Origin of the sequence: Methylotenera sp. (genome assembly GCF_030653755.1) — a bacterium.
In the GTDB taxonomy this organism is placed as follows: Bacteria; Pseudomonadota; Gammaproteobacteria; order Burkholderiales; family Methylophilaceae; genus Methylotenera.
The window spans coordinates 1-15,813 of record NZ_JAURYU010000005.1 but is presented as its reverse complement, the minus strand read 5'-3'; the positions used below and the strand labels follow the sequence as shown (position 1 = coordinate 15,813).

11 protein-coding genes are annotated in these 15,813 nt (G+C 41.5%); 4 read left to right on the top strand and 7 right to left on the bottom strand.

Going from position 1 to position 15,813, the window contains the following annotated elements; translation table 11 throughout:
* Window positions 1-14 precede the first annotated feature (14 nt).
* Both Q7U33_RS01125 and glgC read right to left on the bottom strand, forming a co-directional pair.
* Window positions 15-1,748, bottom strand: a complete 1,734-nt coding sequence (locus Q7U33_RS01125) for a glycoside hydrolase family 57 protein (RefSeq protein WP_304857709.1) — start codon at window positions 1,746-1,748, stop codon at window positions 15-17.
* 143 nt (window positions 1,749-1,891) lie between these two features.
* A complete protein-coding gene (gene glgC, locus Q7U33_RS01120) occupies window positions 1,892-3,184 on the bottom strand; it encodes a glucose-1-phosphate adenylyltransferase (RefSeq protein WP_304857708.1) in 1,293 nt (430 codons plus the stop codon).
* Between the two features lie 181 nt (window positions 3,185-3,365).
* Here glgC and glgB point away from each other — a divergent pair, with 181 nt between their 5' ends.
* The 3 genes from glgB (at window position 3,366) to Q7U33_RS01105 (ending at window position 8,251) form a co-directional block, all read left to right on the top strand.
* On the top strand, window positions 3,366-5,588 hold the full coding sequence (gene glgB, locus Q7U33_RS01115) for a 1,4-alpha-glucan branching protein GlgB (protein ID WP_304857707.1): 2,223 nt from the start codon (window positions 3,366-3,368) through the stop codon (window positions 5,586-5,588).
* A 28-nt stretch (window positions 5,589-5,616) separates the two neighbouring features.
* Window positions 5,617-7,275: a glucose-6-phosphate isomerase gene (pgi, locus tag Q7U33_RS01110; RefSeq protein ID WP_304857706.1), complete on the top strand. Its 1,659-nt coding sequence runs from the start codon at window positions 5,617-5,619 to the stop codon at window positions 7,273-7,275.
* Between the two features lie 166 nt (window positions 7,276-7,441).
* Window positions 7,442-8,251: a polyphosphate kinase 2 family protein gene (locus tag Q7U33_RS01105; protein WP_304857705.1), complete on the top strand. Its 810-nt coding sequence runs from the start codon at window positions 7,442-7,444 to the stop codon at window positions 8,249-8,251.
* Here Q7U33_RS01105 and Q7U33_RS01100 read toward each other — a convergent pair.
* From Q7U33_RS01100 to Q7U33_RS01085, 4 genes are read right to left on the bottom strand one after another with little or no spacing between them, the layout of a single operon-like run.
* Window positions 8,248-9,258, bottom strand: coding sequence for a S49 family peptidase (locus Q7U33_RS01100; protein ID WP_304857704.1), 1,011 nt, complete (start codon window positions 9,256-9,258; stop codon window positions 8,248-8,250). The genes Q7U33_RS01105 and Q7U33_RS01100 overlap by 4 nt on opposite strands.
* Before the next feature lie 23 nt (window positions 9,259-9,281).
* Window positions 9,282-9,644 (bottom strand): Rieske 2Fe-2S domain-containing protein, encoded by a 363-nt coding sequence (locus Q7U33_RS01095; protein WP_304857703.1) that lies wholly within the window; start codon window positions 9,642-9,644, stop codon window positions 9,282-9,284.
* Between the two features lie 12 nt (window positions 9,645-9,656).
* Window positions 9,657-10,313 carry an HAD-IIIA family hydrolase gene (locus Q7U33_RS01090; protein ID WP_304857702.1) on the bottom strand — a complete coding sequence of 219 codons (657 nt, stop codon included), beginning with the start codon at window positions 10,311-10,313 and terminating at the stop codon, window positions 9,657-9,659.
* Between the two features lie 6 nt (window positions 10,314-10,319).
* Window positions 10,320-11,342 carry an RluA family pseudouridine synthase gene (locus Q7U33_RS01085; protein ID WP_304857700.1) on the bottom strand — a complete coding sequence of 341 codons (1,023 nt, stop codon included), beginning with the start codon at window positions 11,340-11,342 and terminating at the stop codon, window positions 10,320-10,322.
* Window positions 11,343-12,126: 784 nt separating this feature from the next.
* Here Q7U33_RS01085 and Q7U33_RS01080 point away from each other — a divergent pair.
* Complete coding sequence (locus tag Q7U33_RS01080) at window positions 12,127-14,856, top strand: Rne/Rng family ribonuclease (protein WP_304857698.1); 2,730 nt, start codon at window positions 12,127-12,129, stop codon at window positions 14,854-14,856.
* A gap of 490 nt (window positions 14,857-15,346) precedes the next feature.
* Here Q7U33_RS01080 and Q7U33_RS01075 read toward each other — a convergent pair.
* Window positions 15,347-15,813: protein phosphatase CheZ (locus Q7U33_RS01075; RefSeq protein WP_304857696.1), on the bottom strand; the 467-nt coding region annotated here is incomplete at its 5' end.

The window sequence follows — 15,813 nt, the reverse complement described above, 5'->3', positions numbered from 1 at the left end:
TTAGACAGTACTAATCATTCCTGCCCACGTCTCATTGTGCCAGCGTTGTCTGCGTTACCACCACCAGCACTGATCTTATGATATAGCGCATCGGGAATTGGTTCGCCAAGCAGTGTGTATAAGTTAATCAAATTACGGCGATAAAGTTGGTCAAAACTGGAAACACTGTCTGATGAGTTGTAATCTCCAAACCACCAGAACCAATCTGATCCTTCACAAATAGCCAATTGGCGTTCAACGGCCTCTAGCTGCTGCTTATTTAAAGAGTTTCGGGCTAACACTTTGTCATATGTCTTTTTAGCAGCACAGAGCAAATCCCAAGCCAAATTTTTATCTTGACTACCTATCCAAGTGCTGAAAGTACCATACACCCAGCTACCTGCTGCAACTTGTGGTAAAACTGGTGCGGATAATCCCTCATTAGCTGCATTCGGAGATTGATACATATCAACAATATCACTAAAAGTAGTCATGACAATATCAGGATGATTTGCCAATGCCTCATATAACTCACTCAGGAAATAAAATCCATTATATGGAAAATACTCCCAAGCGTTTTCACCATCTAAAATAACACTCACTATCTTGGATGTACTATGACTATTGCTAGCTTGAATATGCTCTAAGGTTTGAACAAAATCATTGACCGCATCATTCGAATGCATTTTCGCGTATTCAAAGCCTATTTTGTCTGATAACTGATCATCTCTAAAGAAACATAAAATATCGTTCTTACCATTGGTAATACGGTAAGGCTGATATAGGTAGTCATGCTTATTTTCTACACTTAATTGTGACTTCAATAAGCTGTTAGCTAGCACACCCTGCCCTGTTGCCGCCCAATCTAAATGATGTTCAGCCATCAAAGATAGTGCCGCATGTGAAACAGCGCCTTCTGCGGGCCACATACCACGCGGTTCTGCACCAAAATAATGCTCATGCGCCTTTTTAGCAGAAACGATATGCGAAATAGAACGGCTTTGTCCGCCAGCATACCCTTTGCTTTCAGGCAGTGGCGCGTCAGGCATGGCATCTAATGTGGATTTGAAATCTAAAAGTAAAGGGAGTATCGGATGATAGTACGGCGTAGTAGATATCTCAATTTGTCCATTTTGCATTAAGGCTTTATACCGCGGTATCAAATCAGAAATAGTTTCTGCAATCACGTCATACAACTGCAAACGCTCTTCATAAGTAAACAACACACCTTTCGCCATCAGTGCTTGTACCACTGAGTTTGTGCGGCGCAAACTTTCACCACACCAAGCCAAGTGATACCAAACTAACAAATCTGCTTTATATTGAGCAGATAGGTAGTGGAACTGATCATTGGTCATCATCGGCTCTACCAACTGATACATATGTAACAAGCGTTGGTAATGCGGGAAAGGGCTGAGCATTTTTTCGTGATGGCTTTTAAAGCAACTTTGCACTATCAAATGACATTCGTCATTACCGATGTCAGCAAGGTTCTCTTTTGTCAGCAAACCAAGTAGTGGGTCACGAATCGTATTTTGTTTAAATTGCTGAGCATAATCGTCTAGCTGCTCTAGCAAAATAGGTACGAAGTTAAAACTCACGCGTGCTTTAGGGTTCACTTCAAGGTGATATGCCATGTCACTGTAATCTTTAATGGCATGTAAATATGTCCATGGAAGCACGTACTCATTCGTTGCAAGATCACGGTAATCTGGCTGATGCATGTGCCAGTAGAGGTTCAGATATAACTTTGGACGAGCAGTATTCACTTCAGCAGAAACCTTAAACAATTAGAATTAAAACAACAATCACTTCATCACACAGCGAATCATTAGCAAACTTAACTAATGTAAACAAACGCTATCTTTAGACCCATCAACAAAAAAATTAAAACAAATCAACAATAAATCTTTTATACCACACGATACAAATCTTGGCCCAACATATCTGGTGTCACTAACACAATGCCTTTTTCTGACACATAAAAACGTTCAGCATCCAAGGCTAGGTCTACCCCAATTTGCATTCCCTCAGGAATCACACAGCCACGATCTACAACAACATTTTTAAGAATAACATGACGATGAATGGTTGCTTTAGGCAGAATGACAGACCCATCAATATTGGCGTAACTATGTACACGTACATCTGAGAATAACACTGTATTCGTAACACAAGCGCCACTAATTAAACATCCACCAGAAACAAGGGAGTCAGTCGCTTTGCCTGTACGCCCTTCATCTCTAAATACAAACTTAGCTGGTGGCAACTGTTCTTGATAAGTCCATATAGGCCATTCTCTATCGTACAGGTTAAGCTCGGGAATCACTTTAGTTAATTCCATGTTCGCTTCCCAATATGCATCAATCGTGCCAACATCACGCCAATAGTAGTTTCCATTTTGGGCGCCAACACAACTATCGGTAAAACGATGTGCCTGAATTTTATATTTCTTAATAATGTACGGAATAATATCGCCACCAAAATCGTGGCTAGATTTAGAATCTCCCGCATCACGAATCAGTTGCTCGTACAAGAACTTTGCATTGAACACGTAAATACCCATGCTCGCAAAAGCTTTGGTTGGGTCATCAGGCATATGTTTTGGGTTAGCTGGCTTCTCAGCAAACTCCACCACTCTATCGGTACCATCTACTGCTAACACACCAAAGCCCTTAGCATCTTCTAATGGCACATTAATGCATGCAACCGTCATATCAGCATTGCTACGCACATGTGTCGCTAACATCTTACCGTAATCCATTTTATAGATATGATCACCAGCAAGGATCAACACATACTCAGCACCACCTTCTCGCAAAATATCTATATTTTGGTAAACGGCATCCGCTGTACCTTTATACCACTCTTCAGATATCCTCTGCTGGGCTGGTATAATGTTAACGTATTCATTGAATTCACCACGCAAGAAACCCCAACCACGTTGAATGTGTTGTATTAGGCTTTGGGCTTTATATTGCGTAGCCACGTTAATACGGCGAATGCCAGAGTTAACGCAATTGGACAGTGGGAAATCAATAATCCTAAACTTTCCACCAAACTGTACTGCAGGCTTTGCACGCCAGTCAGTTAAGCTTTTTAGACGACTGCCTCGACCACCCGCTAAAATCATCGCGACGGTATTTTTGGTTAAGGTACTTATAAAACGATCTGAATTTTGGTCTGCTTGTCGGGTTTGCGACATGATGCCCTCCTGAAGTTTATATAGTTACTTAAGTTGCGCTAGCTGGGCTCACTAGCTTATTTTACGTACGACTGCTGTCGTTTACATTATAATCAGCTTAAAGCACTATAATCTAGCTAAATATAGCGCAGAAAACACAAATAAAAGCTAAAAACCTTAAAATGATTAGGGAAGTGATATTTTGGTAAAAACTAAATCAACTCAGGCATCATCTAAAGCTCACACTAATGCCCTTCATCGTATTTTAGAAGCGCGTCATCACGACCCTTTCAGCTTCTTAGGACAGCACACAATACAGATCGATGATCATCAGTTTAATGCTTACCGTGCATTTCTACCTTTTGCTTCTAGCGCTAAATTAAAGGTTGGAAAATCATGGGTAGATTTAGAAAAAACACATTCTGATGGCTTGTTTGAACTCACTTACGAAAAAGCACTTATAGCGCCATGTTTACTCCAAATAACAACGGGTGGCCAAACCTACGAAACTTACGACCCTTACAGCTTTGGCTCAAGTATCACTCAAGATGAGATTTATCTATTTGGTGAAGGCCGCCTAAAACTCGCGTACAAAACCCTAGGCGCGCAATGTATGTCGCAAGATAATGTCGCTGGCGTGCGTTTTGCAGTTTGGGCGCCCAATGCTGAACGTGTCAGCGTCATTGGCAGCTTCAACAACTGGGATGGCCGCATACACTCAATGCGTACGCATGGCTCTAGTGGCGTTTGGGATATTTTTATCCCAAATTTAACCATCAATGATACCTATAAATTTGAAATTAAAAATCGCCATACTGGTAACATTTTAGTTAAAACAGATCCTTACGGTTTTGAGTTTGAGCCTCGCCCTGGCACCGCTACTAAAATCAGTACAAGTAGCCATCAGTGGGAAGACAAAGCATGGTTAGAATCACGCAAAAAGCGTGATTGGCTACACGCACCGTTCAATTGCTACGAAGTGCACCTAGGCTCATGGCAGCGCAATGACAAAGGACACTTCTTAACTTATCGAGAGTTAGCTAAAACACTAGTACCGCACGTAGCAGCAATGGGCTATACGCACGTTGAGCTACTCCCTATCTCAGAACATCCACTCAATGAATCATGGGGATATCAAACCACGGGCTACTTTGGCGTGACTAACAGATTCGGCTCACCTGATGATTTACGCTTTTTAATCGATGCGTTCCATCAAGCCAATATCGGTGTAATACTAGACTGGGTACCAGGACACTTCCCTAAAGATGATTGGGCACTAGCGCGCTTTGATGGCACAGCACTATACGAACATGAAGACCCACGCCTAGGTGAACACCAAGACTGGGGTACTTATATTTTCAATTACGGCCGCAATGAAGTCCGTAACTTTTTAATTAGCAACGCGTACTTCTGGCTTCAAGAGTTCCATATCGATGGCTTACGCGTAGATGCAGTAGCCTCTATGCTTTATCTAGATTATTCACGCGACCCAGGTGAATGGCTACCCAACAAATTTGGTGGTAGAGAAAATCTCGATGTGATTGACTTCTTAAAACAACTCAACGTGATGGTGGGTGAAGATTTTGCAGGCGTATTAACGATTGCAGAAGAATCCACCGCATGGCCAATGGTATCTCGCCCTGTTTATCTAGGCGGGCTGGGATTTAGCATGAAATGGAATATGGGCTGGATGAATGACACGTTGTCATATATCGAAAATGACCCTGTACATCGACGTTACTACCATGAAAAACTAACCTTTGGTCAACTTTACGCCTACTCTGAAAACTTTGTTTTGCCGTTTTCACATGATGAAGTCGTGCATGGTAAAAAGTCCTTACTGGACAAAATGCCAGGTGACTCTTGGCAAAAATTCGCAAACTTGCGTTTATTAGCCACTTACCAAATGACCACACCAGGTAAAAAGCTCAACTTTATGGGTAATGAATTTGGACAAGGTCGCGAATGGAACGTCAACAGCAGCTTAGACTGGCATTTACTAAATGACAGCCATGCAGGAAGCCAATGGCATCAAGGCATTCAACAGCTTCACTCAGACCTAAACCGCATGTATAAAGAAGTCAACGCACTACATACGCTAGATTTTGAAGTGCAAGGTTTTGAATGGATTGACTGTCACGACACAGAACAATCAATTATCAGTTATGTAAGACGTGGACTAGACAATAGTTTTGTTATAATAGTGCTGAATTTTACGCCTGTGTTACGTAATGAATACCGTATTGGTATTCCGCAAGCGGGTACTTACTCGGAAATATTTAACAGCGATGCAAGTTGCTACGGTGGCAGTAACAAGGGGAATGGTGCAGGTCTGCATACAGAAAACATACCATGGATGCATCATGGCCAGTCGCTTGTCATCACCCTGCCACCATTAGCTGGTATAATTTTAAAAATACAATAACCTATTGAAAATAAAGTACTAAAAATAAATGGCTAGCCTTAACAAACACCCTGTATGGCAATTACTTTGTCAACATCAACAAAAAACAGCATCATTGCATATGCGCGATATTTTCGCCAATGATGTAAATCGTTTCAGCAAATATAGTCTTAAATTTTCCGACATATTGCTCGATTATTCAAAACATCGCATTACGGACGAAACGCTACCATTGTTATTCCAAATGGCACGCGAAGCTAAAATTGAAGAATGGCGCGATAAAATGTTTGCTGGTGAAAAAATAAACATCACCGAAAACAGAGCTGTATTACACACAGCGTTGCGCAACCGTGCCAATACCCCAGTCATGGTAGATGGGCATGATGTCATGCCTGATGTCAACGCTGTGTTAGCCCAAATGCGCCAATTCTCTGACAAAGTTAGAAATGGTACTTGGCTAGGTTATACAGGCAAACGCATTACTGATATTGTGAACATCGGCATTGGCGGTTCTGACCTAGGCCCAGTGATGGTATGCGACGCATTAACACCATATGCGAGCCCTGATCTAAATGTACACTTTGTGTCTAACATTGATGGTGCGCATCTCATGCGCGCACTGAATGTTTGCAATCCAGAAACAACGCTTTTCATTGTGGCATCAAAAACATTCACCACCCAAGAAACCATGACAAACGCACACTCTGCACGTGCATGGTTTTTAAAAGCTGCAAAAGATGAAGCACATGTGCCTAAACACTTTGTGGCACTTTCTACCAATGCAAAAGCTGTGCAAGATTTCGGTATCGACACCGCTAACATGTTTGCATTTTGGGATTGGGTGGGCGGTCGCTACTCACTATGGTCTGCCATTGGTTTATCAATTGCACTTTACGTAGGCATGGATAATTTTGAAGACCTACTCACAGGTGCTTTTGAAATGGACGAGCATTTTAAAAATGCCCCATTAGAACAAAACATGCCTGTCATCATGGCGCTAGTTGGCGTTTGGTATAACAACTTTTTCCATGTAGATTCGCAAGCTATTTTACCTTACGACCAAGGTTTATCTCGCTTCCCAGCATATTTGCAACAAGCAGATATGGAAAGTAATGGTAAATTTATTTGCCGTGATGGTAGCCGCGTTACTTACAAAACTGGCCCTGTAGTTTGGGGTGAGGCAGGTACTAATGGTCAACATGCGTTTTACCAACTGATACACCAAGGTACGCAAATTGTACCAGCTGACTTTTTGATTCCAGTGCACAGTCACTACAAAGTAAGTAGCAATGGTTATGCACACCACAAAATCTTGCTCGCAAACTTTCTTGCACAGACACAATCGCTGATGTTAGGTAAGACAACCGAGCAAGCGCGTGCAGAGCTCGAAAAACAAGGTTTATCTGGTGAAGCATTAGAGCAACTATTACCGCACAAAACATTTGAAGGTAATCGCCCTACTACATCAATCCTGTTTGATAAGCTAACGCCAAACACATTGGGCAAACTCATTGCCCTATACGAACATAAAATTTTCGTACAAGGCATTATTTGGGATATCAATAGTTACGATCAATGGGGCGTTGAATACGGCAAGCAAATTGCTCAACAAATTTTGCCGCAGCTCACCAATGATGAAGTGGTAGGTAATTACGACAGCTCAACTAACGGTTTGATTAACTACACTAAAGCCCTTAAGCCAGATTAAACATATCTCGACTAATTCATTTCATTAAAAATGGATTAGCGCTGACTTTATTTTGGTTTTATTTGCTATGATAAAAGCCCAGTGACACATGTCGTTGGGCTTTTTGTTATCCAGAATTAAGCCCGTTCAAACATCCAACATATTGAGGATACTACTCGAGAACATTATGGAAAACCTTGATAAATATCGTGTGAACCCTAAAAAATTCTCGCTCAAAGATTTTGACGCTAAAGATAAAACCGAGCGGAGCGGAAGCAAAGAGGAAAACGAAGCTGCGCTCTATGCAATGGCAACCGAGATTAATACGCTACAGGATATTTTGCATGCTGAAGGTAAACGAAAAGTACTGCTCATTCTGCAAGGCATGGACACTAGCGGTAAGGATGGCACAGTGCGTCATGTATTCAAAGAAACCGACCCTCTAGGCATTCGCCTAGCAAGTTTCAAAGCACCTAGTAGCGAAGAACTTGCGCATGATTACTTATGGCGCGTTCATCAACAGGTGCCTAGAGCTGGCGAGCTAGTCATTTTTAATCGTAGCCATTATGAAGACGTACTCATCGTTAAAGTACACAATTGGATTGATGAAGCAGAATGCAAACGTAGATATGCGCAAATCAACGACTTTGAACGCCTGCTGACAGAAACAGGCACTACCGTTATTAAGTGTTTCTTACATATCTCAAAACAGGAACAAAAAAAGCGCCTACAAGAACGCTTGGATAACCCGAATAAAACTTGGAAATTCAATCCAGGTGATTTAGAAGAACGCAAACTGTGGTCAGACTACACCAACGCCTATGAGCAAGCAATCAAGGCGACATCGACCGAACATTCGCCTTGGTACATAGTGCCTGCAGACTCAAAAACTAACCGAAATCTGCTGATTTCCAGACTACTGCTCAGTACACTCAAAAAAATGGATTTAAACTACCCTCCCGTACCAGAGGCATTCAAATCCATTGTGATTGATTAACGTAATCTAATTTCACCAGAGTCAACGAGCTGCCTTGAAATTACCTCACCGACTACCGTGCTAACACTTGCACCAATACGTTTGGCAATACGGCTCGCCAAATCGTCTTGGTAGGTAAAATCTACAATTTCTTCCTGTTTAATGATTTCGCGTGCAACATAATCTGCACTGCCTACAGCATCTGCTAAACCAATTTTGATACTTTGCTCACCACTCCAAAACAAACCGCTGAACGTATCTGGCGTTTCTTTCAAACGTGCGCCTCTTCCTTGGCGTACCACTGTTTTAAATTGCTCATGAATTTCATCTAGCATTGCTTGTGCTAACTCTTGATGCCGAGGATTGACTGGCGAGAACGGATCTAACATGGCTTTATTTTCACCAGCGGTCATCAGCCTACGCTCAACCCCTACTTTTTTCATAGCCTCAGTAAAACCGTAGCCATCCATTAAAACGCCAATTGATCCAACAATACTCGCTTTATCTACGTAAATCTTATCGGCTGCGGCGGCAATATAATATCCTCCCGATGCGCATATATCCTCAACCACTGCATATACAGGAATCTTAGGATGCAGCTTTTTCTGACGTCTGATTTCATCGTTGATAATCCCAGCTTGAACAGGGCTACCACCTGGACTGTTGATTCTTAAAATAATCCCTTTTGTCCCTTTACTCTCGTAAGCATCTTTCAAACTCGCCATCACAGCATCCGCAGTGACTTCACCACCCGCTTGAATCACGCCATTAATTTCAATTAAGGCAGTATGTGCATCAAACTTTTTCTTATCAGCACCAAACACACCAAACAACATGAGCAATAAGATGAGAAGGTAACTAAATGTCAGCCCTTTGAAAAAGGTGCCCCAGCGACGTGCTGTTTTTTGTTCACTTAGTGCCGCTGTTGCTAATTTCTCAATGACATTACGTTGCCAAGTAGCATCATCTGCAGCTATTGGCTTAACGCCTGCATTGGTATCTACCGTTTGTTGATTCTGCTCAGTCATTTTTAATTTACCTGTGTTTTATTTTATTTAGAAATAGACGCTATATTGATAATGATTTTTTGATTTTGTTCAATCACTTCAATAGGTTTTAAGCTTTTACCTTTACATGGCCCCATGACACAAAAACCATTGTCTGGACGATAATGCGCACCATGTGTGGCGCATATTAAATAATCGCCCTGCGGAGTAAAGAACTCGCCTTCGGTCCAGTCTAACTCAACAGAAACATGCGCACATTGATTCACATAGGCATAAGGTTGTTGATTGAATCTGACGACAAATCCTGTTGCAAACTCACCCAGTTCAGTGAGTGGAAATCTAACGCCTTTACCACCCTCTTGCACGGCTGAACTTTCAATCACAATCGACTCTTCCTCAATATGCATAATACCGACTTTCTAAGCGTGCGTTAGCAACCATTGACTTAAATCAGAAAAATTATCGAATTGTTCAATCGGATTTAAATGCTGCCAATGTTCTGCTGACTGAGCGCCATACGTCACACCAATTGCACTTACACCCGCGTTTTTAGCCATCTGCAAATCATAACTGGTATCACCAATCATCAAAGTACGCTCAGGAAGTACAACTAAATGATCCATTAACTCATCAAGCATTTGTGGGTGCGGCTTAGAGAAACACTCATCCACAGTACGTGTAGCATGAAACTGCCGACCTAAACCTGAATGCTCTAACGCCAGATTAAGCCCTCTACGCCCCTTACCTGTTGCAACTGCCAGTTTAAAACCTCGTTTATTTAACTCAACAATGGTGTCAACAGCGCCAGAAAACAAGAGAATTTCGCTTTCTTCGGCGTAATAATTAGCGTTATATTGTGTAGCTAGCGCCTGTGCCTGCGTCACAGGAATATCTCCATATAAGGCATGAATAGCCTCACGCAGACCAAGACCAATAATGCCGCTTGCCGCTTCACGTGTAATAACGGGTAAACCTACTTGCTCGGCTGCCTTTAAAATAGCATTCACAATCATCCCTGTAGAATCGGCTAAAGTACCATCCCAATCCCACACGATTAAATCAAACTTCTTTGGCATTACAAATTACTCTTTCTCTAACTTTAGTAAAAATTTATTTAACTCTGGAGGCATTGGCGCAATTAGCTCTAATTTCTCAGCGGTTAACGGATGGCGAATCTTAGTGACAGATGAGTGTAAAAACATGCGCTTAAGGCCATGCTTGACTAACGCTTTATTTAAAGCAAAATCACCATACTTATCATCGCCAACAATCGGAAAGCCCAAATGAGATAGCTGTACGCGCAATTGATGTGTTCTACCAGTCACCAGTTGTGCTTCTAACAAGCTGAATTTACCCACTGTAGGGCTGTTAATATTCTTAAGTAATCTAAACATGGTTTCTGAAGTTTGGCGCTCACCAAACTTGTCTTTTGAAACGTCAGTGACCACATTCACACGGCGTTCACCGTTAGGCAGCACATATTTCTGTAAATCCAGCACAACACGCTTTTTCGGCTCCAGCCATTCACCTTGCACTAGCATCAAATAGCGCTTATCGGTTTGATTATTACGAATCGCTTCATGTAATGCCACCAATGCGCTTCTCTTTTTAGCTAACATCAATACACCTGATGTTTCTCTATCTAAGCGATGCACCAACTCCAAAAACTTAGCGCGTGGGCGCTCTAGGCGTAGCTGCTCAATCACGCCACGACTAATGCCACTACCTCCATGCACGGCAAAACCAGCCGCTTTATCAATGACCAACATGGCATCATCTTCATAAACGATGGCTTGTTCAAATTTTGAGGTCACGGGCGTGGCAGATTCTGTTTTCTCAACAGCGGTTGAACGGGTAGGCGGCACTCTGACCACATCACCCAAACTTAAGCGAAAATCTGCATTGATACGCTTTTTATTGACACGTACTTCTCCACTACGCAAAATGCGGTAAACGTGGCTTTTAGGAACTCCCTTTAATGTTTTGGTCAGAAAGTTATCTACGCGCTGACCCTCACTAGCTTCATCTACTGTTAAAAATGCAGCAGCAGACTCGCTCACTGTAGTGACTGGATTGTCTTGCTCATGTGTAATTAAATTGTTCATGCTTTGCTTAAATGGTTGATGTAGCTTATACTCTGCGAATTCTTATGAATTTAACAAAATAAATCACAGTTAAATTCTTGATAAGAATACAATTATTGAATATAAATACATCTAATCAAGACAACTACTTGTACTTGATGTGTTTGTTAATAATAGTGACAACTAAATACTTGGTTAACACCGCTCGCCACATTATAAAGTAGCGGTAAGTAAAAATTAGCGCTCAAGCCGCCGCAGACAAATAAACATAAAGCGCGACTTAAAGTGAAAAGTTAAATTTGGCACATTGTTTAATCAGCTCATAAGCCATTAAATAATTGAGACAAATTAGAATTTACTAAAGATAGAATTTTAACGAATTTAAGCTGCAACTGGCAGAATACTTGGCCACATTTAAGCATAAATTTAACAATAAATTTGCTTTAACGAATAAATAAACATGTTTTGGCATGATTCATATCTGCCAAAACAACAAAACTAGACGATTCAATCTGACGTAGTCGAACTGACCGAATTGATGAATCTATATGTGTAGGGTGAAAGTAGTACCTAAAGTACGGTTATCCGCCCATGTCTTTTCAGTAAGACTTCGTTAATTTGCACCATTGTTACATTGCATATCGTTAAAGGCTCTCTAGTCATCATAAAACTAGGGCTTAGTTCATCTGACACATCGTGTCTTTGTTAGTATCAATTCAGCGCTTCCACTTTAAAATAAGCTTTTTCAGCATTGCATCACTTTATGCATTGTGTCTGCCCGCCTTGGTACGCTTAGGAGCAAACAATGAAACGCATGTTATTTAATGCAACGCAATCTGAAGAGTTACGCGTTGCAATTGTAGATGGACAAAAACTGATCGATTTAGATATCGAACACGCTGGTAAAGAACAACGTAAAAGTAATATTTACAAAGGTGTGATTACTCGCATCGAGCCTTCGTTAGAAGCAGCATTTGTGGATTACGGTCAAGACCGCCACGGCTTTTTACCATTTAAAGAAGTAGCGCGTAGCTACTATAAAGAGGGTGCTGATGGCCGTGCGCGCATTCAGGACGCTTTAAAAGAAGGTCAAGAATTAATCGTTCAAGTAGATAAAGATGAGCGCGGCAACAAAGGTGCAGCACTGACTACTTTCATTTCGCTAGCTGGTCGCTATTTGGTGTTAATGCCAAATAACCCACGTGGCGGCGGTGTGTCACGTCGCATCGAAGGCGAAGATCGTGACGAACTACGTGACGTGTTAGCACAGCTTGATGTGCCAAAAGGCATGAGCATCATCGCGCGTACTGCTGGCATTGGACGCAACGCAGAAGAGTTACAATGGGATTTAAACTACCTCACACAGTTATGGACTGCGATTGATGGCGCTTCTGCCATGCAAGCAGGTGCATACTTAATCTACCAAGAAGGCAGCTTAGTAATTCGCGCAATCCGTGATTACTTTAGCTCAGATATTGGTGAGATTTTAATCGACACACCAGACATTCACGAACAAGCTGTACAGTTTATGAACCACGTGATGCCAAGCAATGTGGCACGAGTTAAGTTGTACCAAGACGAAATTCCATTGTTTACTCGCTTCCAGATTGAACACCAAATTGAGTCAGCATTTGCACGTGAAGTGCGCTTGCCATCAGGTGGCGCGATTGTGATTGACCATACAGAAGCTTTAGTTTCTGTAGACGTTAACTCTGGCCGTGCAACCCGTGGTAGTGATATTGAAAATACCGCATTCAACACCAACATAGAAGCTGCTGAAGAAGTAGCTCGTCAATTACGCTTGCGTGACTTAGGTGGCTTGGTCGTCATTGACTTTATCGACATGGAGAATCAGCGTAATCAACGTGAAGTTGAAAACGCATTACGTGATGCATTACATGCAGACCGTGCACGTGTACAAACAGGCAAGATCTCACGCTTTGGCTTACTTGAGTTATCACGCCAACGTCTACGCCCTAGCTTAGGTGAAACTAACCATATCCCTTGCCCACGTTGCCACGGCACTGGACATATCCGCGGTATTGAATCAACTGCGCTACATATCTTACGCATCACACAAGAAGATGCGATGAAAGAAAACAGCGCGATTATTCAAGTGCAATTGCCTGTTGAAGTAGCAACATTCTTACTCAATGAAAAACGTGCTGATATCCATAAAATTGAAGAGCGCATGGGTGTAGAAGTTGTGTTGATTCCAAACATCCATCTTGAAACACCGAATTACAACATTATTCGTATCAAACATGATGACGTTAACGAAGATACAAGCAAAGCAAGCTACCAAATGGTAGAACTGCCTTCAGAAACAACTTACATTACTAACGCTGCTGAAGAAGCAAAAGCGGTAAAACCTGTTGCTGCGGTTAAAGGCATTACACCAACTGCACCAGCACCGATGTCAGTTGAGAAAGTTGAGCCTAAAGTATCACTATTTGCGAAAATCAAAAAATTCTTTGGTTTAGGTGAAAAATCAGAAGCTGAAAAAGCTGCTGATAAATCTAGTGATGCACGCCGTGACCATCCTCGCAACAACCGCAACCGTAACGAGCGTAATCGCAACCGTAACGAGCGCAACCGTAACGAGCGTGGCGATAAAAGTGTAAACCAAGAGCGAGCGCCAAAAAATGCTGATCAAAAAACGCAAGACGCTCGCCAATCTGAGGTGAAGCCACAAGAACAGCGTCAGCCAAAGCCACAACAACAACGTAATGACAACAAAAACCAAGAGTCAGTGCGTAACGTTGCACAGGCAAATGCAGGTGAAGTTTCTGCAAATGATTCTACAGAACAACGTGGTGAACGCAGCAGCAGCCGCCGTAACCGTAATAACCGCCGCAATCGTCGTGACCGTGATGAAAATGCTCCACGCGACAACACCCGTACGTTTGTACCAAATGATGAGATCAACGCTACTGCACCAACAAACACGGCTGAAGATACTAAAGTAGCTAAGAGTATTGAGCCAACCGTGGTAGCAATAAGCAATAACGTAACAACTAAAGCTGACATTGCACCTGCAAACTTAGTAACAGAAAAAGCTCCTGTAGCAGCCGCTCAAGCGACAGAAACAAAAGAAGTTACTGCGCAAGTGAGCGTATCAGCGAATACTGTGAATAGTGCAGAAGTTGTGGCATCTGAATCTGCATCTGTGGGAAAAGAAACTAAAAAATCTAAACCACAAAGAAATACTACTAATAAATCAGCATCAACTAATAAAGATGCTGTGGCTAGTGAGAGCCCACCTGCAGATGCAAACGTTACGGAGGCTTCTGAAAGCAAGACTGAGAAGAAACGCCCAGCTCGCCCTCGTAAAGCGAAAGCTGAATCAAAGAAAGTAGCAGACCTGACTGATTCAGGCTTACAATTGGTTGAAACGAAAACAGATGTGGCCAAAGCCATAGCACCTGTTGAAGTTGAAAAACGTACTGCTCGCAAACCAGCATCTTGGCAGAAAGAACAAAAAGCAGAGACTAGCAATGAGCCTCTTGTCATGGTGGAAACTCAGAATAAATAATTCAGTTATTTCAATCACCATATAGTATGAAACATAAAGCCCGATTCATCGGGCTTTATGTTTTTATGTGGCTGGTAGATACATAAAAACATAATCGAAACTTGTAACAAACAAGCTTGAGAGGCGCTTAAAATATACAAAATGCAATCATTTATTTACAAGTTTCAAGCAAAAAATCATCAACAATCAGCTAATTTTTTATAAAAAATGGTTGACTTATTCACACTATTCTAATGTTTACTATTTAGTGTCTAAAAAACCTATATAAATCAACACTAAAAACATAAGTAATTGATTTGTATATAATAAATTTATAGCATAAAGATTAAGCTTTTAGAAAAAAGCCTTATAAATTGGTGAGTTACATATAATAGCCACAAGTAATCACAGAGTTATCCACAGATTTTGTGGAATACATATTGATCAGCAAATATATGACCCTAGCTGCAGTAAATGTAACTGTGAGTTACTGATTTATATGTGGAGACACCTAGAAACCAAGACTCTCTAAGAGCCCATCAACTTCAGACTGATTAATATTAGTTTCACTCACATCTTGAGCTGTTGGTGTCTGCTGATGATTTAAATTAGGATGATTTTCAATATTGACAGTAGAGAAGTCAACTAAGACTTGCAATAACTGCCTTTCCATTTCATTGATTAACTGTGTAATTTTCTTAATGACTTGCCCTGTGATATCCTGAAAATCTTGAGCCATCATAATCTCAAGGAGAATAGCTTTCGTATCATTTGCCCCTTGATCCAAGTGTTGCAAATGTTTGACCGTTTGCTCAGTAACTGCGTTGTATTCACTTTTTAATGAAGGATTACTTAACACAGTTTGCCATTGTTTAACTAACAAGGCCGTACGATCAGTTAAATCATCTTGTATTGGTATTGCTTTATCAGTTGCATTTAATACACGTTCAGCTGCTTGCTCTGTCATTGTTGAGATGT

Bases quoted from the DNA above. Each gene is read 5' to 3' on its own strand.
- Q7U33_RS01090 (WP_304857702.1), bottom strand. From the start codon at position 10,313: ATGCCAAAGAAGTTTGATTTAATCGTGTGGGATTGGGATGGTACTTTA.
- Q7U33_RS01105 (WP_304857705.1), top strand. From the start codon at position 7,442: ATGGAAAACCTTGATAAATATCGTGTGAACCCTAAAAAATTCTCGCTC.
- pgi (WP_304857706.1), top strand. From the start codon at position 5,617: ATGGCTAGCCTTAACAAACACCCTGTATGGCAATTACTTTGTCAACAT.
- Q7U33_RS01085 (WP_304857700.1), bottom strand. From the start codon at position 11,342: ATGAACAATTTAATTACACATGAGCAAGACAATCCAGTCACTACAGTG.
- Q7U33_RS01080 (WP_304857698.1), top strand. From the start codon at position 12,127: ATGAAACGCATGTTATTTAATGCAACGCAATCTGAAGAGTTACGCGTT.
- Q7U33_RS01095 (WP_304857703.1), bottom strand. From the start codon at position 9,644: ATGCATATTGAGGAAGAGTCGATTGTGATTGAAAGTTCAGCCGTGCAA.
- glgC (WP_304857708.1), bottom strand. From the start codon at position 3,184: ATGTCGCAAACCCGACAAGCAGACCAAAATTCAGATCGTTTTATAAGT.
- Q7U33_RS01100 (WP_304857704.1), bottom strand. From the start codon at position 9,258: ATGACTGAGCAGAATCAACAAACGGTAGATACCAATGCAGGCGTTAAG.